The sequence below is a fragment of the Seonamhaeicola maritimus genome (assembly GCF_008056315.1).
Lineage (GTDB): Bacteria > Bacteroidota > Bacteroidia > Flavobacteriales > Flavobacteriaceae > Seonamhaeicola > Seonamhaeicola maritimus.
The window spans coordinates 326,767-350,753 of sequence record NZ_VRKQ01000008.1 but is presented as its reverse complement, the minus strand read 5'-3'; the positions used below and the strand labels follow the sequence as shown (position 1 = coordinate 350,753).

General features: G+C 32.8%; 23 protein-coding genes. 9 read left to right on the top strand and 14 right to left on the bottom strand.

Annotated elements, in window-relative coordinates:
• Window positions 1-4: 4 nt before the first annotated feature.
• The 7 genes from murD to mraZ form a co-directional block, all read right to left on the bottom strand.
• The gene (gene murD, locus FUA22_RS01495) at window positions 5-1,336 is read right to left on the bottom strand and encodes a UDP-N-acetylmuramoyl-L-alanine--D-glutamate ligase (RefSeq protein WP_147765886.1); all 1,332 of its coding nucleotides are present in this window, start codon (window positions 1,334-1,336) and stop codon (window positions 5-7) included.
• Window positions 1,337-2,578: a phospho-N-acetylmuramoyl-pentapeptide-transferase gene (mraY, locus tag FUA22_RS01490; RefSeq protein WP_147765884.1), complete on the bottom strand. Its 1,242-nt coding sequence runs from the start codon at window positions 2,576-2,578 to the stop codon at window positions 1,337-1,339.
• Window position 2,579: 1 nt separating this feature from the next.
• A complete protein-coding gene (locus tag FUA22_RS01485; protein ID WP_147765881.1) occupies window positions 2,580-4,043 on the bottom strand; it encodes a UDP-N-acetylmuramoyl-L-alanyl-D-glutamate--2,6-diaminopimelate ligase in 1,464 nt (487 codons plus the stop codon).
• Window positions 4,040-6,010 carry a penicillin-binding protein gene (locus FUA22_RS01480; RefSeq protein WP_147767389.1) on the bottom strand — a complete coding sequence of 657 codons (1,971 nt, stop codon included), beginning with the start codon at window positions 6,008-6,010 and terminating at the stop codon, window positions 4,040-4,042. The genes FUA22_RS01485 and FUA22_RS01480 overlap by 4 nt, the downstream gene beginning before the upstream one ends.
• Before the next feature lie 63 nt (window positions 6,011-6,073).
• Window positions 6,074-6,391 carry an FtsL-like putative cell division protein gene (locus FUA22_RS01475; RefSeq protein ID WP_147765879.1) on the bottom strand — a complete coding sequence of 106 codons (318 nt, stop codon included), beginning with the start codon at window positions 6,389-6,391 and terminating at the stop codon, window positions 6,074-6,076.
• Window positions 6,392-7,288 (bottom strand): 16S rRNA (cytosine(1402)-N(4))-methyltransferase RsmH, encoded by an 897-nt coding sequence (gene rsmH, locus FUA22_RS01470; protein WP_147765877.1) that lies wholly within the window; start codon window positions 7,286-7,288, stop codon window positions 6,392-6,394. It lies immediately after the preceding gene.
• On the bottom strand, window positions 7,275-7,745 hold the full coding sequence (gene mraZ, locus FUA22_RS01465) for a division/cell wall cluster transcriptional repressor MraZ (RefSeq protein WP_147765875.1): 471 nt from the start codon (window positions 7,743-7,745) through the stop codon (window positions 7,275-7,277). The genes rsmH and mraZ overlap by 14 nt, the downstream gene beginning before the upstream one ends.
• Before the next feature lie 293 nt (window positions 7,746-8,038).
• Here mraZ and FUA22_RS01460 point away from each other — a divergent pair, with 293 nt between their 5' ends.
• The 4 genes from FUA22_RS01460 to FUA22_RS01445 all read left to right on the top strand — a co-directional run bounded on the left by FUA22_RS01460 (window position 8,039) and on the right by FUA22_RS01445 (window position 10,806).
• Window positions 8,039-8,803 (top strand): alpha/beta fold hydrolase, encoded by a 765-nt coding sequence (locus FUA22_RS01460; protein ID WP_147765873.1) that lies wholly within the window; start codon window positions 8,039-8,041, stop codon window positions 8,801-8,803.
• A gap of 49 nt (window positions 8,804-8,852) precedes the next feature.
• Complete coding sequence (gene yihA, locus FUA22_RS01455) at window positions 8,853-9,455, top strand: ribosome biogenesis GTP-binding protein YihA/YsxC (RefSeq protein ID WP_147765871.1); 603 nt, start codon at window positions 8,853-8,855, stop codon at window positions 9,453-9,455.
• A gap of 331 nt (window positions 9,456-9,786) precedes the next feature.
• Window positions 9,787-10,314, top strand: coding sequence for a menaquinone-dependent protoporphyrinogen IX dehydrogenase (hemG, locus tag FUA22_RS01450; protein WP_147765869.1), 528 nt, complete (start codon window positions 9,787-9,789; stop codon window positions 10,312-10,314).
• A gap of 15 nt (window positions 10,315-10,329) precedes the next feature.
• The gene (locus FUA22_RS01445) at window positions 10,330-10,806 is read left to right on the top strand and encodes a DinB family protein (RefSeq protein ID WP_147765867.1); all 477 of its coding nucleotides are present in this window, start codon (window positions 10,330-10,332) and stop codon (window positions 10,804-10,806) included.
• On the opposite strand, the gene FUA22_RS01440 is transcribed toward FUA22_RS01445, so the two are convergent.
• Window positions 10,803-11,897, bottom strand: coding sequence for an ABC transporter permease (locus FUA22_RS01440; RefSeq protein ID WP_147765864.1), 1,095 nt, complete (start codon window positions 11,895-11,897; stop codon window positions 10,803-10,805). The two genes, FUA22_RS01445 and FUA22_RS01440, sit on opposite strands and share 4 nt — an antisense overlap.
• Before the next feature lie 7 nt (window positions 11,898-11,904).
• Entirely contained in the window at window positions 11,905-14,052 is a 2,148-nt protein-coding gene (locus tag FUA22_RS01435) for a carboxy terminal-processing peptidase (RefSeq protein WP_147767388.1), read from the bottom strand.
• A 178-nt stretch (window positions 14,053-14,230) separates the two neighbouring features.
• Between FUA22_RS01435 and surE the strand changes: the two genes are divergently transcribed.
• The 3 genes from surE to lpxB are packed head-to-tail and all read left to right on the top strand — an operon-like array spanning window position 14,231 to window position 16,459.
• A complete protein-coding gene (surE, locus tag FUA22_RS01430; RefSeq protein WP_147765862.1) occupies window positions 14,231-15,004 on the top strand; it encodes a 5'/3'-nucleotidase SurE in 774 nt (257 codons plus the stop codon).
• A gap of 42 nt (window positions 15,005-15,046) precedes the next feature.
• The gene (locus FUA22_RS01425; protein WP_147765860.1) at window positions 15,047-15,328 is read left to right on the top strand and encodes a hypothetical protein; all 282 of its coding nucleotides are present in this window, start codon (window positions 15,047-15,049) and stop codon (window positions 15,326-15,328) included.
• On the top strand, window positions 15,329-16,459 hold the full coding sequence (gene lpxB, locus FUA22_RS01420) for a lipid-A-disaccharide synthase (protein ID WP_147765858.1): 1,131 nt from the start codon (window positions 15,329-15,331) through the stop codon (window positions 16,457-16,459).
• Here the strand turns inward: lpxB and FUA22_RS01415 are convergent.
• The gene (locus tag FUA22_RS01415) at window positions 16,432-16,776 is read right to left on the bottom strand and encodes a hypothetical protein (protein WP_147765856.1); all 345 of its coding nucleotides are present in this window, start codon (window positions 16,774-16,776) and stop codon (window positions 16,432-16,434) included. The two genes, lpxB and FUA22_RS01415, sit on opposite strands and share 28 nt — an antisense overlap.
• 60 nt (window positions 16,777-16,836) lie before the next feature.
• Between FUA22_RS01415 and FUA22_RS01410 the strand changes: the two genes are divergently transcribed.
• Window positions 16,837-17,397, top strand: a complete 561-nt coding sequence (locus tag FUA22_RS01410) for a C40 family peptidase (protein WP_147765854.1) — start codon at window positions 16,837-16,839, stop codon at window positions 17,395-17,397.
• Between the two features lie 24 nt (window positions 17,398-17,421).
• Window positions 17,422-19,461 (top strand): ComEC/Rec2 family competence protein, encoded by a 2,040-nt coding sequence (locus FUA22_RS01405; protein ID WP_147765852.1) that lies wholly within the window; start codon window positions 17,422-17,424, stop codon window positions 19,459-19,461.
• Window positions 19,462-19,466: 5 nt separating this feature from the next.
• Here the strand turns inward: FUA22_RS01405 and FUA22_RS01400 are convergent, their stop codons facing one another.
• The 4 genes from FUA22_RS01400 to FUA22_RS01385 form a co-directional block, all read right to left on the bottom strand.
• Window positions 19,467-19,937 carry a thioredoxin family protein gene (locus FUA22_RS01400; RefSeq protein WP_147765850.1) on the bottom strand — a complete coding sequence of 157 codons (471 nt, stop codon included), beginning with the start codon at window positions 19,935-19,937 and terminating at the stop codon, window positions 19,467-19,469.
• Window positions 19,938-20,000: 63 nt separating this feature from the next.
• The gene (locus tag FUA22_RS01395) at window positions 20,001-20,549 is read right to left on the bottom strand and encodes a thioredoxin family protein (protein ID WP_170309816.1); all 549 of its coding nucleotides are present in this window, start codon (window positions 20,547-20,549) and stop codon (window positions 20,001-20,003) included.
• Window positions 20,550-20,636: 87 nt separating this feature from the next.
• Window positions 20,637-22,406: a peptide MFS transporter gene (locus FUA22_RS01390; protein ID WP_147765846.1), complete on the bottom strand. Its 1,770-nt coding sequence runs from the start codon at window positions 22,404-22,406 to the stop codon at window positions 20,637-20,639.
• Window positions 22,407-22,417: 11 nt separating this feature from the next.
• On the bottom strand, window positions 22,418-23,977 hold the full coding sequence (locus tag FUA22_RS01385) for a peptide MFS transporter (RefSeq protein WP_147765844.1): 1,560 nt from the start codon (window positions 23,975-23,977) through the stop codon (window positions 22,418-22,420).
• Window positions 23,978-23,987 lie beyond the last annotated feature (10 nt).

The window sequence follows — 23,987 nt, the reverse complement described above, 5'->3', positions numbered from 1 at the left end:
CTATTTATAAATTACGTACTGCATTTTTGAATTGACGGCCTCTATCTTCATAATTCTCAAACAAATCAAAACTTGCACAGGCAGGCGACAACAATACATTATCACCAGAATCTGCAACCTTGTAAGCTATTTTAACAGCTTCACTCATAAATTGCGTTTCAATAATAACATCCACCATACTTCCAAAAGTGCTCATTAACTTTTCGTTATCTACACCTAAACAGATTATAGCTTTTACTTTTTCATTTATAAACGGAAATAATTCTTCATAATTATTCCCTTTATCTACACCACCAACAATCCAAACTGTAGGTGCATCCATACTTTCTAATGCGAAATAAGTAGCATTTACATTGGTTGCTTTAGAATCATTTATATACTGAACTTTGTTTATTTTCAAAACTTGCTCTAAACGATGTTCTACACCCTGAAAATTCTCCAAACTCTCCCTAATAGTTTGTTTTCTAATTTTAAGCAAATGTGCCACCGTTGAAGCAGCCATTGCATTTTTTACATTGTGTTTACCCTCTAATTTTAAATTTGCTGTTGGCATAATAAACTGTCTGTTATCTATTGTTAGTTTTATATTATCGTTTTCCAAATACACACCGTTTTCAAAAGTTTTTTTTAACGAAAATGGTATTAATGTTGATTGAACAGTATGATTCTTAAGATGATTTGTAATTACCTCATCATCGGCATCATAAATCAAATAATCATCCTTAGTTTGATTTTCAGCTATTCTGAATTTCGAATTGATATAATTTTCGAATTGATAATCATATCTATCTAAATGATCAGGAGTTATGTTAGTAATTACAGCAATATGTGGCTTAAATTTGACGATATCATCAAGTTGAAAACTACTTATTTCCAATACATAGTTTTGATGATTCTCAACCAAAACCTGTTTTGCGAAACTGTCACCAATATTACCAGCTAAACCTACTTCCAATTCATGTTTTAAAATGTGATGCGTTAAACTTGCCGTTGTTGTTTTTCCATTGCTCCCAGTAATCCCTACTATAGTTGCATCTGTAAACATAGAGGCAAACTCAATCTCTGAAACTACCGGAATCCCACGTCCTCTAATTTGTTTTACCAAAGAAACTTTACCAGGAATTCCCGGGCTTTTCATCACAATATGAGCATCTAGAATTTTATCTTCGGAATGCGTTTCATCTTCCCATTCAATCTCATTATGTATAAGAACTTCTTTATATTTATTTTTAATTATTCCTTTATCAGAAACAAAAACTTCATATCCTCTTTCCTTACCCAAAAGCGCTGTGCCAACACCACTTTCTCCACCACCAAGGATTACCAGCTTTTTCATCTATCTAATCTTCAATGTTACTATTGACAGAATAGCTAGCAATATTCCTACAATCCAAAATCTGGTAACAATTTTACTCTCGTGATAACCCAGTTTTTGGTAGTGATGATGCAAGGGCGACATTTTGAAAATCCTGCGTCCTTCGCCATATTTATTCTTGGTATACTTAAACCAACTTACCTGCATAATCACCGATAAATTTTCTGCTAAAAAGATGCCGCATAAAACAGGAATTAGCCATTCTTTACGAACGGCAATGGCTATTACCGCTATAATTCCTCCAATAGTCAAACTTCCCGTATCACCCATAAATACTTGTGCTGGATAGGTGTTATACCATAAAAAACCAATGAGAGCACCAACAAAAGCCGTAATGTAAATAGTAATTTCTTCAACCCTTGGGATATACATGATATCCAGATACTGCGAGAAAATAATGTTACTGGATACATACGCAAAAATACCTAGTGTTAAAACAATTATAGCCGATGTTCCTGCTGCTAAACCGTCTATTCCGTCAGTAAGATTTGCTCCGTTAGATACAGCTGTTATAATTATTATTGCAATTAGTATGAATATTACCCAAGCGTATTTTTGCAAATCTGGATGAATCCAAGTGATTAAGTCTGCATAATCAAACTCATTCTTCTTCACAAAAGGAATGGTTGTCTTTGTAGATTTTTCTTCGGGTTTAAAAAATGCTGATTCTTTAGCATCTGGATTTGTTTCTATAATTTGTTGCTGTTCAGCAATTGGCAATTTCTCTTTTATCACTACATCTTGATGAAAATAGAGTGTTGCACCTACAATAATTCCTAAACCAACCTGCCCAAGCACTTTAAAACGTCCTTTTAATCCTTCCTTGTTGTTTTTAAACTTTTTTATGTAATCATCTATAAAGCCAATAACCCCCATCCAAAGGGTGGTAACTATTAATAAAATGATATATATGTTTTCTAATTTAGACAGTAGCAATACCGGAATAAGCGTAGCCAGAATAATAATGACCCCTCCCATAGTAGGTGTTCCAGCTTTTTCTGCTTGACCTTCTAAACCTAAGTCTCTAATGGTTTCACCTAATTGTTTTCTTTGTAAAAACCTGATGATTCTTTTACCATAAATAGTTGAAATAAGCAAAGACAAAATCATTGCCAAAGCAGCCCTAAAAGTGATATACCCAAAAAGGGTTGCTCCTGGAAATTGAAATTGTTTTTCTAAATATTCAAACAAATAGTATAGCATCTTATTTCTGTAACTGTTTTAAAAATTCTTGAACTGTTTTATAATCATTAAAATCAAAGCGCTCCCCATTAATTTCTTGGTATGATTCGTGCCCCTTTCCAGCAATCAAAATGATATCATTAGGTTGTGCTAATTGACAAGCTGTTTTAATAGCTTGAGCTCTGTCAACAATAGTTAATGACTTTTTATAATTCTGAGGCTCAACTCCCTTTTCAATGTCTTTCAGAATTTCATCAGGATCTTCACTTCGTGGATTATCACTTGTAAAAATCACTTTAGTACTAAGTTCTGTAGCAATATGCCCCATTTTAGGGCGTTTGGTTTTATCTCTATCACCACCACAACCAACAACCGTAATTAACTCTTCATTTTTAGTTCTAATACTATTGATAGTCTCTAATACATTTTTAAGTGCATCAGGAGTGTGCGCATAATCAACAATGGCTGTGATTTTATCATCTGATATTAAGTATTGAAAACGTCCGCTAACACTTTCTAAATCGCTTACCAAACGCAATACTTCAACTTTTTCAAGTCCTAATAATTCTGCTGTAGCATAAATTGCTAGTACATTATAGGCATTGAAATTCCCAATAAGTTTCGTCCAGACTTCACTATCATTCACCTTCAAAAGCAAACCTCCAAACTGATTTTCTAAAATTTGCGCTTTATAATCTGCATAACTCTTAAGTGCGTAAGTATACTTTTTTGCCTTAGTATTTTGAAGCATCACTAAACCATTCTTATCATCAACATTAACCAATGCGAATGCATTTTCTGAAAGTTCGTCAAAGAAAGTTTTCTTTACATCTCTATATTCTGCAAAAGTGTTATGATAGTCTAAGTGATCATGAGAAAGGTTAGTAAATATACCTCCCTCAAAAAGCAAACCTTCTGTCCTACATTGATGAATTCCATGAGAGCTAACTTCCATAAAACAAAACTCCACACCTTCATCGTTCATTTCCTTTAAATACTTATTTATTGTTAATGAATCTGGTGTTGTGTGAGTTGCTTTATATTCTATATTATCAACCAATATTTTAACAGTTGACAATAAACCAACCTTATATCCCGCACTTTTAAATAGCTGATACAACAAACTAGCAACAGTTGTTTTACCATTGGTGCCAGTAACCCCAATAAGTTTTAGATTCTCCGAAGGAAACCCATAGAAATTTGATGCCAAAATTGCCAATGCTGAATTAGAATTATCTACCTGTACATAGGTGACCCCATCAATTAAAATCTCTGGCAAATTTTCACATATTACTGCAACCGCTTTAAGCTCAATAGCTTTTTCAATGAAACTATGACCATCTGAAACCGTTCCTTTAACAGCCACAAATAAATCACCATTACCAATTTTTCTTGAATCAAAATGAATAGCATTAATAGCAATACCAGTATCACCTACTACAGCATTGATTGAAACTTTATACAATATGTCTTTTAATACTTTCATGAAGCGCTTAAGACTACGGTTTGATTTTCCTTTAATTTCACACTCTTATTAACAGACTGCTTTTTAACTGTACCACTACCATTCAGCTTAACCTTTAAATCAACATCCATATTCTCTAAAAGAGCTAAAGCATCCATTGCTGGTAAGCCAATTAGATTTGGCATAATAGTTTTATAAGTTTGTGCCAAATCATAGTAACCCTCGTACTCCTTTTCTATAGAAACCGTCTTTACAGATAACGTTTCAATTTCCTCTACTAAGGGAGTATCTGTGTATATTTTTTGAGCAATTCTTTTAAAGACAGGCCCAGAAACATCAGCCCCGTAATACCCCACACTAGTATCTGGTTTATGTATTACCACAACACATGAATACTTCGGGTTTTCGGCTGGAAAATATCCTGTAAAGGATGATACATAACGTTTATTTTCACTCCAATCTTCCATCCAATATTCAGTTTGAGCCGTACCGGTTTTACCGGACATAGAAAAGTTTTCAGAATACAATCTATTACCTGTACCATGCTTTTTCTCCACTACATTTTTAAGTAATTGTTGCAACTTACCTATAGTCTCTTTTGAACAAATTTGTTTATTGATAATATCTTTATCGAATGTCTCAACCACATTACCAAACTCCTTAACTTCTTTTAAAAACCGTGGCCTTACCATTTCTCCATCATTCGCAACTGCGTTATAAAAAGTAAGCGATTGCAAAGGAGTTAACCTTACATTATACCCGTAAGCCATCCATTGCAATGCAATACCACTCCATTTACCATTTTTTATTCTCGGATCTGGAATTACTGGCTTCCCTTCACCTATAAGCGGAAGTTTAAGAGTATCATCAAGGTTCATCTTATACAAACCATCAATGAATTTTTTAGGATTATCATTATAGCTATTATGAATTGCTTTAACCACACCGGTGTTTGAAGACACTTCGAACGCTTTTGCCAGAGTAATTTTACCATAACCACCACGTTTAGAATCTCTTACTTTTTTTCCATAAAATGTTAGCACGCCTTTCTCTGTATCAACTATGGTTGTAGTATCAACCACTTTTTGTTCTAGAGCTACAGCTAAAGCCATTAGCTTAAATGTTGAACCTGGTTCATGAGATTCACCAACAGCATAATTTAGCTTTTCATAATACTTGCCTTTTGATGTTCTTCCAAGGTTAGATATAGCTCTAATCTCACCTGTTTTCACTTCCATTACTACTACACAACCATGCTCCGCCTTATACTTTTCTAATTGCTCCAAAAGCGCATGATGCGCTATATCCTGGATATTCACATCAATAGTAGTATAAACATCATATCCATCCTTCGGTTCAACCTCATTAGCATCACTTAAAGGCTTCCATTGCCCTTTTCCAATGCGTTGTTTTTTTCGTTGCCCATTAACACCTCTTAAATATTTCATCCCAAAAGCACCATCAATCCCAGGTCGAGTCACATTCCCTTTTTCATCAATGCGTTCATAACCAATAGTTCTTTGAGCAATACCACCCATTGGATGCTCTCTTTTTGTAGTTTGCTCAACTATTAATCCGCCTTTGAATGCACCTAGGCTTAACAATGGAAAGTTTCGCAATCTTATATAATCTGAATACCCAATATTTCTAGCCAACAAGTAATACCTGTTTTTATTTGCTCTAGCTTTACTCAACTCCCTTTGATAATAACTCGAAGACTTTCCCTTAAATACTGAAAGTGAATCCGACAAAGGCTTTAAATACTTTTTGAAGTTTTTTGAGGATGGTGTGATAGCATCAATTCTAATATCATATTTTGGAATTGAAGTGGCTAACAAATTACCATTTACTGAATAAACATTACCTCTATTAGCAGGAATCACAACATTTTTAACAACTCGTTTTTCAGCCAAAGCTTTATATTTATCACCATCTATAAACTGAATACTAAGAAGCTTGAACACTACAGCAAGCCCAAAGACAAACATACATCCTGAAATAAAATACAACCGGTTTAATATGCGTTTCTCGTTAGCTGCCAATTCTTCTCTTTAATTTTGGGATTTTACTTTTATTTTTTTGGGCGGAATCACGGAAGGTGAAATTCCTTTTTCTTTCATTACATTGATTACATTCGATTCCATTTTGAGGCGCATCAATTTTGTACGACCTTCTAAAAATGTTGATCTAATTTCTTTCACTTCATTTTTCAATCTTGCTATTTCATACACTTTTTTATCTGCACTGTGCGAACTTGCAATCATAACTATTGCCAGGGCGGAAATAAATAGAATGAATCTCCAATTCTTAAAAGAATCATCACTAACCAAAAAGGTCCCTTTCAATATGCTATAAATGTTCTTCTTCATCTATAATTTTTCCGCTACGCGGAGTTTTGCACTTCTTGCTCTGTTATTAATTTTTATTTCCTCCTTTGAAGGAACTATCAATCCGTTAACTTTTTTTAGCGGAACCTCAAAATTCCCAAACACATCTCTTTCAGGCTCTCCTTCAAACATCCCATTTCTTATAAAACGCTTCACAAGTCTATCTTCTAAAGAATGATAAGAGATAAAACTCAACCTCCCTCCTTTAACAAGGATTTCAGGTGTTTGCAGCAAAAACTCCTTTAGCACTTCAATTTCCTGATTCACCTCAATTCTTATTGCCTGATAGATTTGAGCCAACACTTTATTTTCATGACGAGGTGGCAAAAACTTTCTTAACACCGCTTTTAACTGTTCACTGGTTTCAATCGACTCCTCCCTTCTTTTTTCCACAATTAATCTTGCCATAGCTGGAGCAGACCTCAATTCGCCATATTGAGAAAAAACTTGTCTTAACTGCTCTTCTTCGTACTCATTAACAACATGAAATGCAGAAAGTTCACTTTTTTGATTCATCCTCATATCAAGATTAGCCTCAAAGCGCGTTGAAAAACCCCTCTCTGCAACATCAAACTGATGAGATGACACCCCAAAATCTGCCAAAACCCCATCAACCTCTTTTACTCCATAAAGCCTTAAAAAACGCTTTACATACCTGAAGTTTTCATTTATCAACGTAAACCTAGAATCATCAATACTATTTATAAGAGCGTCCTCGTCCTGATCAAAAGCAAATAATTTTCCATTTTCACCAAGTCTTTTTAATATTTCTTTACTATGACCACCACCACCAAAAGTCACATCTACATAAACACCATCTGGCTTAACATTTAAACCATCAACAGTTTCCTTTAAAAGGACTGGGTTATGATATTCCATGATCGTCATCATCTTGTCCCATTACTTCTTCTGCCAAATCTGCAAAATCAAGAGCAGCATCATCAATGGCCCGTTCATATAAATCTTTATCCCAAATTTCAATAATGTTAATTGCCGAAGCCACTACAATATTTTTTGAAATATTAGCAAAAACAGTTAAGTCTTTAGGAATTAGTAGTCGTCCATTAATATCAACCTCAACCATTTTCACACCAGCAGTAAATCTTCTAATGAAATCGTTATTCTTCTTTTTAAACCTATTAAGCCTATTCATTCTCTGCATTAATACTTGCCACTCGGCTACAGGATAGAGCTCTAAACATTTTTGAAATACAGAGCGGCGCAGTACAAAGCCGTCTGACAATACAGCGGCCAATTGTTTTTTTAGAGGTGCAGGAACCATAAGCCTACCTTTAGCATCTACTTTGCACTCATATGTTCCTGTTAAAAAGCTCAAATTGGGTTAGTTAGGTTTTTAGAGATTTAATTTCAAATATATTGAAAAATTTACCACATTTTACCACTTTCTACCACTTTGTTAATAATTTTTCGATTAAAGGTGGCTTAAAACTGATATATTAGTCTTAAAAGACTAATAAAATCTAAAAACCAATGAGTTATAAAAAAGAAGGAATCTTAAATTATTATCAACATTTTGTAGTTCTTGATTAATTTTCCAGAATGAATTAAAATCATTGAAATATGAATGAAATAACTATATTTGTTTATAATGAAAGTACTAACTGATTAATGACGCATTATTTAAAAAAAGAAGATAAGTACAGCTATATTGAAGCCGGAGAAGGGATTCCAATCATAGTTTTACATGGATTAATGGGAGGATTAAGTAACTTTGATTCTGTTATCCAATTTTTTAGCAAAAAAGGATATAAGGTAATCATTCCTGAACTACCTATTTATACTATGTCTCTGCTAAAAACTAATGTAAAAAGTTTCGCCACTTACCTACATGATTTTATTGAGTTTAAAGGTTTTGAGCAAGCTATTTTATTAGGCAATTCTCTTGGTGGACATATAGGGCTATACCACACTAAACTGTTTCCTAAAAAGGTAAAAGCTTTAATTATCACTGGCAGCTCAGGTTTATATGAAAGCGCCATGGGCGGTGGATACACTAAACGCAGTGATTATGAAGTTATTAAAAAGAAAGCGCAAGAAGTTTTCTATGACCCTGAAATTGCTACCAAAGAGATCGTAGACGAAGTTTACGCCACGGTGAATGACAGAAATAAACTTGTAAAAACTTTAGCCATTGCAAAAAGTGCCATTAGGCATAATATGGCTAAGGATTTACCAAAAATGCAAACACCTACTTGTATTATCTGGGGTAAAAATGATAATGTCACACCACCGGAAGTAGCGAAAGAGTTTGATTCTCTATTACCAGATTCCGATTTATTTTGGATAGATAAATGTGGGCACGCAGCTATGATGGAGCATCCTGATGAATTTAATACCATTATGGAAAAGTGGTTAATCAAACGAAGTTTTTAGATTAAATTCTACTAAATAATATATTCCACATTCCTAATTATTTAAGGCAATGAAAATAAAGTCTGCTGAATTTGTAATGAGTAATTCTGATGTTGCTAAATGCCCTAAAAGCATGTTGCCGGAGTACGCTTTCATTGGACGAAGTAATGTTGGAAAATCATCACTTATAAACATGTTAACCAGCAGAAAAAGTTTAGCAAAAACTTCTGGAAGACCAGGAAAAACGCAACTCATAAACCATTTCTTGATTAATAAAAATTGGCATTTAGTCGATTTACCCGGGTATGGCTACGCCCGTGTTTCTAAATCTTCAAAAAAAATATTTCAAAAGTTTATCACTGAATATTTTGGCTTACGCCAACAATTAGTTTGTGGTTTTGTTTTAATTGATATTAGACACAAACCCCAACCTATTGACCAAGAGTTTATGCAATTGCTGGGTGAAAACGGAATTCCATTTTCTATAATTTTCACGAAAGCAGACAAACTAAAACCCAAGGCTATTGACAATTATGTTAATGATTATAAAACCATTCTTTTAGAAACTTGGGAAGAGATGCCAAGATATTTCATTACCTCATCTTCTAAAGGTATTGGGAAAGATGATGTTTTAGAATATATAGACTCTTTAAATAATAATTTGGTTTTATAAACCATTCTTTTGCTAGAAATATTTTCTACTTTTATGGTGAGACTATACAGAATTTATATCTTATAGAATTCCGTATAGTCATCCTAATAAAAGAAATAAGAAGACTAGTATTCCGCTTTTACACTAGTTAAATAACTAATGAAAACACCCCGATTAATTAGACAGAATATTAAAATCACTAAAGAAAGAACACTAACTAAATTTCAATTAAAAAAAACTAAGGATTGCAATCGAAATCTGTGACCGTCTTAAAACAAAATACTTCACCTAACATTGTATGAAAATAATGCTTAAGTTTGATTCTATATTATAATTATTATTTTTTGTTTAAATGAACAATAAAACTGCCATAATATATTCTTCAGTAGATGGACAAACTCTAAAAATATGTATTAAACTTAGAGATGTATTACTTCAATACGACCAAAAAGTTGAACTTTTCTCTATTGAAGATTTCACAGAAAACATTACCAATTATGATAGGCTTATTATAGGAGCAAGTATAAGATACGGCGTTCATAATAAAAAAATCATTGATTTTATAAACACTAATAAGGAGCAATTTGATTCCTTAAAAACAGCTTTCTTTTCGGTAAATCTAGTAGCAAGAAAACCTGAAAAAAGAACCGCTGAAACAAATCCGTATGTCATTAAGTTTTTCAAAAGTATTGATTGGAAACCTACAATTATTGAAGTTTTTGCAGGTAAACTAGATTATAAGAAATATCCGTTTTTTGATAGAATCATGATTCAATTTATTATGTGGATGACTAAAGGACCAACAGACTCTAATACAGAAATTGAATATACAAATTGGGACAGAGTAGCTGCATTTGGGAAACAGCTAAAAAATATGTGAGTAAACCATTAAAACATGAATTTATCTAAACAACTTTCAAATAGACTAGAAGAGGTTTTGCTTGATGGTAAATGGGTTGCCGGAACAAATATTAAAGAACAAATATCTGACCTAACTTGGAAACAAGCTACAACCAAAATTGATTCGTTAAACACTATTTCTGATCTTCTATTTCATATAAACTATTATACAGAAGGCTTGATTCATTACTTTGAAACGGGTAAACTAGAAATAAAAGACAAATTCAGTTTTGACGCGCCCAAAATTGAATCTGAAAAAGATTGGAAAGATTTAATTAAGAAATTTCAAATAGATACTCAAAAGTTAATCGAAAAAGTTAAAGGCTTCACCAATGAGAAATTAGATCAAACATTTTTTGATGATAAGTACGGTACCTATTACAGAAATATTAACGTGATCATTGAACACAGTTATTATCATTTCGGTCAAATAGTTTTGATAAAAAAGTTGCTAAAAAAGACTGTCAATTAAGTTTTGACATCTAACGCATCTCTGAGGGCATTACCAATGAGCATAAAAGCCATTACTAAACTCATAATACAAAGACCTGGTATAATGGCTAAATATGGCTTACCTAGAATTATATAATTATAATGATCTTTAATCATAGCACCCCAACTAGCCATGGGCGGTTGGGCTCCAATACCTAAAAAACTAAGTCCGCTTTCTATTAAAATAGCAGCCGCAAAATTAGCAGCAGAAATTACTATAACAGGCGCCATTATATTAGGTAAAATATGCTTAGATATAATTCTAAAATCACTAAAACCTAATGCTCTAGCAGCGGTAACATATTGCATTTCTTTAGCGCTAATTATTTGCCCGCGCACTACTCTAGCCACCTCTACCCACATGGTTAGCCCAACAGCTATAAATACTTGCCAAAAACCCTTACCTAATGCTAAAGTAATAGCAATGACCAAGAGCAACGTTGGAATGGACCAGGTTACATTAATAAGCCACATAATAATGGCATCAACCCTTCCTCCAAAATACCCAGCTAAACTACCCATTAAAACACCAATGAGTAATGAAATAAAAACGGCTACAAAACCTATAAAAAAAGATATTCTAGCGCCAACAAGCACCCTGCTCAATAAGTCTCTTCCGTATTTGTCAGTTCCGAAAAGAAAGGATTTTTCCTCTATGAAACTACTTACATCTTCATGAGGAAAGGATTTAACCTGTAATGTTTTCACAACACCTTCTAGACCATCAGTAGCATATTCCCTATAAACTAAAACTTCATCATCTATTCTATATTCTGAAATAGGAACTTCAGTATCGGCATTTTTCTTTCCAAAAAACAATTTACTCAAGGTATTTTGTTCAGTCTTGAATTGTGATGGGATAGTAAGCATAGTTACTTTAAAACCAGGTTTTTTAGAATGAATTGACAAATGCATTTGGTTGGCATACCTTGAATTATCAGGAGCTACAACATAAGCAAAAATTGAAACCAACCCCACCAAAATTAAAAAATAGAAACTAAAAACGCCCCAAAAGTTCTTTCGAAATTTTTGGAGCGCTAATTGTTTAAGTGAGTTTGATTTATAACTCATAAATCAACTATTTCTTTATTTCAGGCTTTGTTGAAGCCACTTTTTTTATTGGGTAGGACGTCTTTAAATCTTCTAATACATTCAATGCTTCCTCAACATACACATCTTTTGCAAGACTTTCATGCCAGCGAGTACGCTTTTCTTTTAAGTCTGTTGTATCCTGAGCAAAAAGGCCTTTTTCATAGGCATGTGATCTAAACGTTAAATTGGTTTGATATTTTGATATCGCCTCAAACCTTTTTCCCTCCTCATTATTTAACTCATAATCCCTTTTATAAATCTCATAATTTAAAGAAACCTCTGTTTCATCAATCTTACTTTTCACCCATTTAGCATTTTCCTCAATAAGTTTTAATTGCTCATTAGCAATCATACGTTGCTTGCTCTTTTCAATGGTAGAATCATAATCAAAATAATACTCCCAAGGAGTATATTCTGCAGCAGTAATTTCATCGTAAGGTAACGGATTGTCTTTTTCTTTTTCGCCTACTTCTATAAAACTAAACCTGCCAGGAACTCTTACATCACTCTTAACTCCCTCTAACTGAACAGATCCTCCGTCAATTCTATAATATTTCTGAGTTGTAAATGCTAAAGCGCCTAAGTCTCCGCTAGATGGGTTTCGAATTAAATCATTTAAATTATATACATTTTGAACAGTTCCCTTTCCATAAGTTTGTTTACTTCCTATAACAATTGCACGTTTATAATCTTGCATTGCTGCAGCCATAATTTCAGACGCCGAAGCAGATAACTCATTTACTAAAACAACCAATGGACCATCCCAAGAAATAGATTTATCTCTATCTTTTAATACTTCTTTATTAGCTCCTGTTGAACGTACTTGAACTATAGGCCCTTCTTTAATAAATAAACCTGCCATATCCACAACTGTTGGCAAAGAACCACCTCCGTTATTTCTTAAATCAAGAATTAAGCCTTCCATCCCTTCAGATTTTAACCTTTCAATTTCTTTCTTGACGTCTTGAGCTGCATTTATGTTTTTATAATCGTTAAAATCAACATAGAATTTGGGTAAATTAATAATCCCAAAAGTTTTACCATCTTTTTCCACCACAGAAGACTTCGCATAGGTTTCACCCAATTCTACAACATCCCTAATAATGTCAATATCTTTTATAGTACCATCAACCTTTTTAATTGTTAAGGTCACTTTGGTTCCTTTTGGACCTTTTATATATTTTATAGCATCATTGATACGCATACCAACAATATCTATAGGGAACTCTTCATCTTCCTGCTTTACTTTTAGTATAATATCTTCAACCTCCAACTCTTTACTTCTCCAAGCTGGACCACCTGAAATAAGTTCAACAATTTTAATATAATCCATCCTTTTTTGAAGTCTAGCACCAATACCTTCTAACTTACCAGACATATCCATATCAAACACCTCTTTATTTCTTGGAGGTAAATAATAAGTATGCGGATCAAACTCCTCTACAATAGCATTTATATAAAATCCAAACCAATCTTCACGTTGTAAATCATCAATATTATCATTAAAATAAATATCTATGGATTTTAAGGTAGCTTCACGAGCTTCCTTCTCGATAACTCCTTCAGTTTTCAGAACATAAGAAGCATCTCTATCTTTATTCTGTTTATCTTGAGTATGAATATCGTCGAAGTTGGAAAGTGTTGAAAATTTTAACTGCTTTCTCCAGCGTTCCTTTAACTCCTTTTTATTTTTTACAAAATCATCTTTATCATAATCAGTATCAAAAGTTTCATTTAATGAATAATCAAAAGGTGTTGACAAAACTTCCCTATAAACTTCTTTGGCCTCAGCAATTCGCTTTAACAATCGCTCATGAGTAACATTAAAAAAAGTTACATCTGTTGCTTTTAATTGATCATCAAGAAGTAATTTATACTTTTCAAATTCTTTAATATCAGAAGCGTAGAAATAACGTTTAAATGGATCTAAGGTCTCTATATAGTCATTGAATAATTCTTCAGAAAAAGTATCATCCATTGCTATAGGGTCAAAATGACCACGTTCTAACACGTAAGTAATTATTTTAACCAGTAGCTTATCCTTATCCGGATCATCAAAAGATTTTGTAGTAAAACTGCATGATGCAAAAGCTAGCAAAAGCAGCAGAGATAGAACTTTATAATTCCTTTTCATAATTTTTCTCATCAGTTAATATTTAGAGTTCTACTAAAAACAATAGTAATTTTTCACTAAAATAAAGAAAAAACTATGCCAATACTGGCAAATACCTCTAATTTTTTGTTAAACCAAAGAAAATGGCGGTTTCCTAATGAAATTATGTATTTTAGCGATGTTTTATCTAGCAATCTAAATGACAGAAAAACCGCTTATTTTAGTAACCAATGACGATGGCATTAATGCACCGGGAATCAGAACCTTAATAAAGGTTATGAATACAATTGGTGATGTAGTGGTTGTCGCCCCAGATAGTCCACAAAGTGGCATGGGGCACGCTATTACGGTAGACACAACACTATATGTTAATAAAATAGTTATTGATGATGGCCCACAAACAGAATACCGTTGTTCAGGAACACCTGCAGATTGCGTAAAACTTGCTATTAGGGAATTATTAAGCAGAACACCAGACTTATGTGTCTCAGGAATTAACCATGGTTCTAACTCTTCTATAAACGTTGTTTATTCTGGCACCATGAGTGCCGCAGTTGAAGCCGGTATTGAAGGGATTCCTGCTATTGGATTTTCTTTATTAGACTATGCCTGGGATGCTAATTTTGAAGCTTCCAAGTCTTTTGTTGAAAGTATTACAAAACAGGTTTTAAAAAACAAATTACCAAACGGAATTGTTTTAAATGTTAATATTCCAAATATTTCAGAAAACGAAATAAAAGGCGTGAAAGTTTGTAGACAAGCACGTGCTAATTGGGTAGAAGAATTTGACAAACGTATTAATCCAATGGGAAAAGATTACTATTGGCTTACTGGTAAATTTGTTAACTTAGATGGTGGTGAAGATACAGACGAACATGCTCTTGAGAATGGATATGTTTCTATAGTTCCTGTTCAGTTTGATTTGACCGCATATTCTTTTATGAAAGAATTAAATACTTGGGAATTAAAATAAAAACTAGATATTTAAACACATCAGCACAAGCATAATTAGCAAATGAAAAAAGAAATATTTATAGGCATGTTTGTTGGTTTAATAGCCAACAGTATTGGTTTAATAATTGCAGCCACATTGCTAGGAAATGGAGATGATTTCACTAATGTTATAAAAGCTGCATCTGAAGAAGGTTTTTTAGGGAAACTTATCAGCCTTGGTGCTATTTTAAATCTGATTGCCTTTTTTATCTTCATAAAAAAAAGACAAGATTACAGAGCGAGAGGTGTTTTGTTAATCACTGTTTTTATAGCTGTTTTTACTTTTGTTTTTAAACTCTTCTAAATGAAGTATTATATCCTTGCAGGCGAAGCATCGGGTGATTTACATGGCTCTAACTTAATGAAGGCATTACAAAAAGAAGATGTAAATGCAGATATTAGATTTTGGGGAGGAGACCTTATGCAAGCTGTGGGAGGCACGTTAGTAAAACATTATAAGGAACGTGCCTTTATGGGGTTTATTGAAGTTATCACAAACCTCACAAAAATTTTCAGGCTTATTTCTTATTGTAAAGAGGATATCCAAAACTTTAATCCCGATGTCATTGTTTTTATTGATAACTCAGGTTTTAATTTACGCATAGCTAAATGGGCAAAAGAACATAATTTCAAAACCAACTATTACATCTCTCCACAAGTATGGGCATCCAGAGCTGGTAGAGTAAAAGCTATTAAACGCGATATTGATGCCATGTTTGTTATCCTGCCTTTTGTGAAACCTTTTTACAAGAAGTATGATTATAACGTAAATTTTGTTGGTCACCCATTAATTGATGCCATATCTAACAGAGAATTAATTGAAGATTCTAAATTTAGGGAAACTCACAAGCTGAGCAACAAACCCATTATTGCATTACTACCCGGTAGCAGGAAACAAGAAATAAAAAAAATGCTATCTGTAATGTTGAGTTTGGTTGAAGACTTTAAAGACTATCAATTTGTTATTGCAGGCGCTCCGAGTCAAGAGTTTAATTTTTATGAACAGTTTATAAAAACTGATAATGTTAAGTTTATATCTAATAAAACTTATGATTTATTAAGTGTATCAAATGCTGCTTTGGTAACCTCCGGTACCGCAACCTTAGAAACTGCTTTATTTAAAGTACCACAAGTGGTTTGCTATAAAGGAAGTGCTATTTCTTACCACATTGCTAAACGTATCATAACCTTAAAGTTTATCTCACTAGTTAATTTGGTTATGGACAGAGAAGTAGTTACCGAGTTAATTCAAAATGATTTTAATAAAAGAAAACTAAAACTAGAGTTGAAAAACATTTTAATGCTAGAAAGGCGCGTTAAAATGTTTGAAGATTATTACGAGTTGGAAAAGGCATTAGGAGGGAAAGGAGCCAGTCATAAGACTGCGAAGTTGATTTATAATGGTATTCAAGGGAAACAAGACCAAAATGGGTAAGCAATTGTTGGCTTAAGTGTTTCTACAAATTCATAAAAAGGAACTAAAACCAAAAGTAAAGCCATTGAAAACAAAATCATTTTTGTAAATAAAGTTGCTTTTATAGTTTCTACTTCATTACCTACGTTTTCAAAGTTAAATGTGTAGTTACCAACATCGATATCTTTACAAATAGAATCCTCATTAAATATAATCCTATCTCTTTTTAAACTTTTCACCCACTTAAATAAATAATTCAACAGAATTAAACCGAATACTATCCCAGTGAACCAATAGGTTATTAAATCATCAGTATAAGAAAGAAAAAAAGTTCTCATTAAAAATTAATTAGCTCGTTTAATTTACGAAAAATTTAAATTATTCATTAAATTTCACATATGAATAAACTACACCTACTTATTTCTATTTTGTTTCTTCTAAGCCTTGTCAACTGTAAGTCCTCAAAAAGAGCTAAAAACAAAAAAGCATCCACTAATAAAGTAATTACGAAAACATCAACAGAAAAGGAGGGAGACGGTATTTATAATTCGAGCTCTAAATCAGAAAATGAGTTTTCAAAAGCCAATGAAATTGTAAAATTCGCTAAACAGTTTAAAGGCGTTAGGTATAAATGGGGCGGAACAACAAAAGCTGGAATGGATTGTTCAGGTTTAGTTTATGAATCGTTTAGAGTTAATAACATTTATCTACCAAGGATCTCAGGAGACATGGCTAAAAAAGGGCAAAAAATCACCTTAAAAAAAGTGCAAGAAGGAGATTTACTTTTCTTTAAAACAAAAAATAGAAGAAACGCCATTAACCATGTTGGGTTAGTAATAAAATCTTCAAACAAAACCTTAGAGTTTATTCATGCTACTTCGAGCAAAGGTGTTATTATCTCAAAATTATCGGAAGTCTACTGGCACAAATCCTTTGTTGAAGCTCGCCGAGTTTTATAAGATATTTTTTTATCTTACAGCTGTATGCAGCTACTCAATTTCGCTATTATCAAATTAACCATTTGCATTGTTGTAGGTATCATTATTGGTTACCTTATTAGTTTACCCTTAGATTTATCATTTTATATAACACTTTTTCTTTTTGCTCTTTTATTTATTGCATTCATTATTGCAAAAAAACAGTTCATAAAAACTATTTGGTTTGGACTATTAACCTTTGCTTTAATGGTGTCTATAGGGGTTCTAACTACAAACCTTCATAACGAAAGAAACTTTTCAAATCATTACAGTCACCAAATTTTAGAAGAAAAAGACTCTTTAAAAACGATTTCTTTTAGAATAAGAGAGGTTTTAAAACCTGGTAATTATTACGATAAATATATCATTGACATTCTAAAGGTTGACGATACAAGTGTTAATGGAAAATCACTTTTAAACGTTGAAAAAGATTCACTACAGCTACCATTTAAAGTTGATAATATTTTCATTACCAAAACAGATTTTAAAAATTTAATTCACCCTTTAAATCCAAATCAGTTTGACTATAAAAACTATTTGGATAAAAAATACATTTACAATCAACTTTTCATCAAAAACCAATCGCTTTTACAAGTTAGTTCTGACACACATACTCTATTTGGTGTTGCCAACATCTTAAGAGCTCATATAAATTCTAAATTAAAACGTTATAATTTCAAACCTGATAAATTGGCTATAATTAATGCCCTTTTTTTAGGACAAAGACAAGATATAAGTGAGGAAGTTTATTCTAGCTATACCAATGCTGGTGCCATTCATATTTTGGCTGTATCTGGTTTACATGTTGGTATTATTCTAATCATTTTAAATTTTGTTTTCAAACCTATTGAACGTTTAAAAAACGGATACTTCTTAAAAACCATTTTGCTTGTATCTATGCTTTGGAGTTTTGCAGTTATAGCTGGTTTATCAGCTTCGGTAACTAGAGCTGTTACAATGTTTAGTATTGTGGCAATTGCTATGAACCTTAAAAGACCAACCAATGTTTACAACACGCTAGCTATTTCAATATTAGTAATATTGTTATTCAAACCATTATTCATTTTCGATGTTGGTTTTCAACTAAGCTATCTAGCCGTATTTGCTATTGTAATTATCGATCCGCTTTTATACAAACTTTGGAAACCAAAGAATAAAATAATAGACATTTATTGGCACACACTAACAATAACAATTGCCGCCCAATTTGGGATTATCCCCATAAGTCTTTATTACTTCCATCAATTTCCAGGTTTATTTTTTATTTCGAATTTAGTAATTATTCCTCTTTTAGGAATCATTTTAGGTTTTGGTATTATAGTTATTCTGTTAGCCGTTTTGAATCTTTTACCGCAATTCCTAGCTGATATTTTTGGATATATTATTGGTTGGATGAACAGTGTGGTGGGTTGGTTATCTGGTCATGAAACATTTCTTTTTAAAGATATTTCATTTGGAATTTTATACGTCATTGTTTCCTATATTTTAATTATCTCCTTGGTTAAATTATTCATTAAAAGAAATTACAAAAACCTTAAAATGGTTTTAATTGCTATTTTAATTTTTCAAGCCTCTGTAATATTTATTGAATATCAGCTACCTGAAAATAAATTCATTATCTTTCACAAAAGCAGGTATAGCATCATTGGAAATGTAAATAATGGCACCATAAAAGTGGCTCATGATTTAGATAGCTTAACACAATCAAAAAACAAAATCATTAAAGATTATGCCGTTGGAAATCACCTCGATATTGTTGAAAACAAAACTATACAACCTATCTACCTACTAAATAATACATCCGTTTTAGTCATTGACAGTCTTTGTATTTATAATTTAAAATCTTTTCAACCTGATTATGTGTATTTAAGACAATCACCTAAACTTAACTTGAATAGATTGATTGATTCTATCAAACCGAAACATATTATTGCAGACGGAAGCAACTACAAATCTTATATTGAACATTGGGAAAACATCTGTAAAAAAAGAAAACTCCCTTTTCACCAAACCAGTAAAAATGGAGCTTTTATTATTAGTTACTAAAAAAACTAAGGCACTTTATTAACTATATTATTCGCAACATTTAACCAAGCGCTAGCACCTCCTCTTACATACCCAGTTTTGCCAAGACTTTTCAAGTTGGTTCTGCCATTTTCCATTTTTTCAGGACTCACTATATGAACGGTTGGATATCCTCTTACTTGAAACATCCCTTGTAATTGTGTATTTTGAGCTCGAATACTTTGATCTTGGGGTGTTCTTTTAGGAAAGTCTAATTCTACCAAAACTACCTTCTGGGACCACTCTTCAAAATCAGGCGTTTTAAACACTTCGCTTTGTAATCTTTTGCACCACCCACACCAATCGGAACCGGTAAAAAATAATAACACATTTTTATCTTCATTGAATGCTATTTCTAAGGCTTGATTTAAATCCGTATGCCACTTAACTCTTTCTTGTGACATTCCAATTGCAGAAATGAAAAGAGTTAAAATTAATGTATAGAGAATATTCTTCATGTATCTTATCTAATTAAATTTAAGGTTGCTCACAGGAAAAACCCACTGTAAACCAATAATAGTTTATCCTTCAAACTCAGGCTTAAATGCTTTGTAATACACATTAAACTCTTCTTGAGTCTGAATTTCTTTATGCTTATCTGCTTTAAACATTTTTAGGTACAACTCTAATTGTGTTGGGGTTTTATACCCTCGTAAGGGAAATATCAGTTTTCCCTTTTCATCTAAAAAAACAATTGTTGGGTAAGCCTGTACCTGAAAATATCTTGATAATTCATGAGCAGAATTCCGTCTATTCGCTAATTCAGGCTTATAATTAGGGTTTGAAAACATTTTACCATCATAATTAACTTCCTCATTCCCTTCAGCATTGAACTTTACAGCGTAGTAGTTTTCATTAACATAATCTACCACATCTTTATTATGAAATGTATTTTTATCTAGCATTTTACAAGGCCCACACCAACTGGTATAAACATCCATCATAATCTTTTTTGGAGACTTCTTCTGGAGTTCTAAAGCCTCTTCAAATGTCACCCATTTTATTTCTTGAGCCATACCACTAAAAGAAGTCAGTATAGTAAAGAACATTATGTATAGTATATTTTTCATAATTTAAAAGTTGCAAAATGTATTCCGAACTTACAAAAAATGCTCCTAAACAGGAGCATTTTGACTGTTTTTTAACGATTTATTCGATTAACGAACACCGTGCATAAGCTTTTTCAATAATGGATGTAACGCAAAAGAAACTAAACCTAATACAACTGGAACAATAGTGAATATTAGGAAAAAGTGGGACAACCCACTTTCTTCAGTTATCTTTTCAATATCTCCTCCCACATAATGTGCCATCTTGTTTCCAATGGCAATCGCTAAATAATATACCCCGAACATAAAGGCCACCATTCTTGCTGGCACTAATTTACTTAGATAAGACAATCCCATTGGAGATAAACATAATTCACCAAGCGTATGAAACAAATAAGCTAGAACGAGCCATACCATACTCAATTTAGCCGCATCTGCCCCTAAAGGCACATTTCTTGTGGCAAAGGCCAAAAAGCCAAAACCAATAGCCATAATTATTAGACCTAAACCATATTTTACTGAAGCCGGCGGATTATATTTACTATCCCACCATTTAGTAAATAAAGGCGCAAAAATAATAATGAACAATGAATTTAAGATGGCAAACCAAGTAATTGGCACTTCTGTATTTGTAGACTGAAACTCAATGTACAATTTATATATTACTATTGCCCAAACAATTAAAAAACTAAATCCTAATATGATATTAGACAACCCTATTCTATTAAAAGTCTTTCTAAACAAACTCATTAAGACATAAGTAATTATGCCTAAAGGAACAATAGTTACAATTAAATCAATAACCTTAAACGTAGTAGCTGCTCCTCCCTCTAAAATCCGATTAGTATAGTCTCTCGTGTATAAAGGCAATGAACCAGCTGCCTGTTCAAAAGCAGCCCAAAAGAAGATTGTAAATATACAGAATATAGAAAAAGCTATCATCCTATCTCTTTCAATTCTTGAATATCTAGGTATTCTAATCAATAATAATATTACAAACGTAACTGCAGCTAAAAGTGCAAAAAACAAAGAATCTGACATTCCGGCAATATCAAAATTGAGCGTTTGAATTTGTCCAATTTTACTTAAAGGATCGTTAATTATAAAAATTAAGGCCGAAACAGTAAAAACAGCTATTAACAAGTAATCAATTGACAGAAAAGGGTTTAATTTTTCAGAGCTAGTGGTATCATCAGAAACTTCACTTACCTTTTCAACTCCTTTAACTTTCTGCGCTGGTTTATCTCCAATATTACCAAACAAAGGCTGAGCAAAATAAAACTGTAACATTCCTAATAGCATGAATATTCCGGCTAAACCAAAACCATAACTCCAACCAACTTTTTCTCCTACCCACCCACATAACATTATTCCTAAAAAGGCACCTGCGTTAACGCCCATATAGAATATATTATAGGCGCCATCTTTCTTTTCATCATGGCCTTCATACATTTTTGAAATAATTGACGTCATATTGGGCTTAAAAAAACCGTTCCCTAAAATTAATAACGCTATTCCTATATATAAAAAAGTTGGTGTCTCAATTGCCATTGAAGCGTGCCCTAAAGTCATTAAAAGTGCCCCAATAACAACTGCCATTCTATAACCAATTTTGTTATCGGCCAGCCATCCACCAATTAAAGGTGTGAGGTAAACCAACATAGCATAGGTCCCTAAAAGTGATAATGCAGCTTCTGTACTCCAACTCCAGCCGGGATTATCTCCCGTAATAACTCCTGTTAAAAAAATCACCAAAATAGCACGCATTCCGTAATAAGAAAAGCGTTCCCACATTTCAGTAAAAAACAGAACAAATAGACCCGAAGGATGCCCTAATACTTTATCTTTAAAAAATTGATCGGTTGAGTTAGTTTCCATATATGTATATTTTAATTATCTGCCAGTTCAAAGCCTTCAGCTTCATCATAATGCATAATTTTCTCATTATCTTCTGCGCCATGTGTAAGTCGCTTTAAGGGTTTCAATATTAATATAAATAATGCCCCTATAATTATTGTAAAAACTAAAATTCCTAAGAAAATAGCATATTCACCAAAATCACTGGCTGCTTCACCTACAATACCCGCTACTTTACTACCTAAACCTGTAGCAGCAAAATAAACCCCCATCATCAATGATGCATATTTTACAGGAGTTAGCTTGGTAATAAATGATAATGCCACAGGAGATAAACATAATTCCCCAATAGTATGAAACAAATATGCTAATACCAACCATAACATGCTAGACGCTCCTGACTTTTCAAATTCCATGGCTGCAAATACCATAAAAATAAAGCCAAAGCCCATAATAATAATACCTAATGCCATTTTAAACAAAGAAGTCCCTTCTTTTCCTTTAAGCTTTCTTTTTGCCCATATAGATGCTACCAAAGTTGCAAAAATAATGATAAATCCTGCGTTTAAACTCTGAAACATTACTGTTGGAATTTCCCAACCAAACAATACCCTATCTGTTTTAGTATCCGTATATAGGTTCATTAATCCTCCAGCTTGTTCAAAAGCTCCCCAAAAGACTATTACCATGATAAAAGACAACAATAAAACTACAAATCTATCCTTATAAACTTGCGTTTCTAACTCTTTGTAAATCATCATTAGTAAGGCAGCAATGGCCGTTAAAAACAAAAACAACAAGCCATAACCCCATTCTAAAGTATACCAACCATAAACAGAGGCCAATAACAATATTCCTGTAAAAACTAATTGCTTAGGAGATGAAAATAATTTTCCATAAAGTTTACCATAGGAAATTTCATTTGGATCATTTTCTTTTGGAGCAACAAAATTTCCAACTTGACTTAAATATTTTTGCCCTAAAATATAGTTAACCAAACCTAGCAACATAACAACTCCGGCTAAACCAAATCCTGCATGCCAACCCCATTCTGCCACTACCAACCCAACAATCATTGTTGCTAATAAAGACCCTAAATTAATACCTATATAAAAAATACTAAATCCTTTATCTCTCCTAATATCACCTTCTTTATATAATCCACCAACCATGGTAGATATATTGGGTTTTAACAAACCAACACCCAGAATAACTAAACCTAACCCTGTATAAAATGCCCAAATGTCTGTAAGTACCAAAACACCATGCCCTAGGCACAATACAATTGCTCCGACTAATACAGCCTTCTTCTGGCCTATCAATTTATCTGCAATCATACCTCCAGGTATAGACATTACATAAACCAACATAGTATACCATCCATAAAGTGCTAATGCCTCTTTATCCGTCCATCCTAAACCGCTTCCTCGTGCATCTTCACCCATTGTTGAAGCAGTCATATAAAGCACTAATAAAGCTCTCATTCCATAATATGAAAAACGCTCCCACATTTCTGTTAAAAACAAAATATACAAGCCAATAGGTTGCCCGAAAAGTTCTTTTTGATGTGGTTTTACTGATGTAGTTGCCATATAATCTGTA

Bases quoted from the DNA above. Each gene is read 5' to 3' on its own strand.
- FUA22_RS01480 (WP_147767389.1), bottom strand. From the start codon at position 6,010: ATGTTTGTCTTTGGGCTTGCTGTAGTGTTCAAGCTTCTTAGTATTCAG.
- FUA22_RS01405 (WP_147765852.1), top strand. From the start codon at position 17,422: ATGCAGCTACTCAATTTCGCTATTATCAAATTAACCATTTGCATTGTT.
- FUA22_RS01435 (WP_147767388.1), bottom strand. From the start codon at position 14,052: ATGAAAAGGAATTATAAAGTTCTATCTCTGCTGCTTTTGCTAGCTTTT.
- rsmH (WP_147765877.1), bottom strand. From the start codon at position 7,288: ATGGAATATCATAACCCAGTCCTTTTAAAGGAAACTGTTGATGGTTTA.
- FUA22_RS01390 (WP_147765846.1), bottom strand. From the start codon at position 22,406: ATGGAAACTAACTCAACCGATCAATTTTTTAAAGATAAAGTATTAGGG.
- FUA22_RS01475 (WP_147765879.1), bottom strand. From the start codon at position 6,391: ATGAAGAAGAACATTTATAGCATATTGAAAGGGACCTTTTTGGTTAGT.
- mraY (WP_147765884.1), bottom strand. From the start codon at position 2,578: ATGCTATACTATTTGTTTGAATATTTAGAAAAACAATTTCAATTTCCA.
- yihA (WP_147765871.1), top strand. From the start codon at position 8,853: ATGAAAATAAAGTCTGCTGAATTTGTAATGAGTAATTCTGATGTTGCT.
- FUA22_RS01425 (WP_147765860.1), top strand. From the start codon at position 15,047: ATGAAAAAAGAAATATTTATAGGCATGTTTGTTGGTTTAATAGCCAAC.
- surE (WP_147765862.1), top strand. From the start codon at position 14,231: ATGACAGAAAAACCGCTTATTTTAGTAACCAATGACGATGGCATTAAT.
- FUA22_RS01400 (WP_147765850.1), bottom strand. From the start codon at position 19,937: ATGAAGAATATTCTCTATACATTAATTTTAACTCTTTTCATTTCTGCA.
- FUA22_RS01485 (WP_147765881.1), bottom strand. From the start codon at position 4,043: ATGAAAGTATTAAAAGACATATTGTATAAAGTTTCAATCAATGCTGTA.
- FUA22_RS01445 (WP_147765867.1), top strand. From the start codon at position 10,330: ATGAATTTATCTAAACAACTTTCAAATAGACTAGAAGAGGTTTTGCTT.
- hemG (WP_147765869.1), top strand. From the start codon at position 9,787: ATGAACAATAAAACTGCCATAATATATTCTTCAGTAGATGGACAAACT.
- FUA22_RS01460 (WP_147765873.1), top strand. From the start codon at position 8,039: ATGACGCATTATTTAAAAAAAGAAGATAAGTACAGCTATATTGAAGCC.
- FUA22_RS01395 (WP_170309816.1), bottom strand. From the start codon at position 20,549: ATGAAAAATATACTATACATAATGTTCTTTACTATACTGACTTCTTTT.
- FUA22_RS01385 (WP_147765844.1), bottom strand. From the start codon at position 23,977: ATGGCAACTACATCAGTAAAACCACATCAAAAAGAACTTTTCGGGCAA.
- FUA22_RS01440 (WP_147765864.1), bottom strand. From the start codon at position 11,897: ATGAGTTATAAATCAAACTCACTTAAACAATTAGCGCTCCAAAAATTT.
- lpxB (WP_147765858.1), top strand. From the start codon at position 15,329: ATGAAGTATTATATCCTTGCAGGCGAAGCATCGGGTGATTTACATGGC.
- murD (WP_147765886.1), bottom strand. From the start codon at position 1,336: ATGAAAAAGCTGGTAATCCTTGGTGGTGGAGAAAGTGGTGTTGGCACA.
- FUA22_RS01410 (WP_147765854.1), top strand. From the start codon at position 16,837: ATGAATAAACTACACCTACTTATTTCTATTTTGTTTCTTCTAAGCCTT.
- FUA22_RS01415 (WP_147765856.1), bottom strand. From the start codon at position 16,776: ATGAGAACTTTTTTTCTTTCTTATACTGATGATTTAATAACCTATTGG.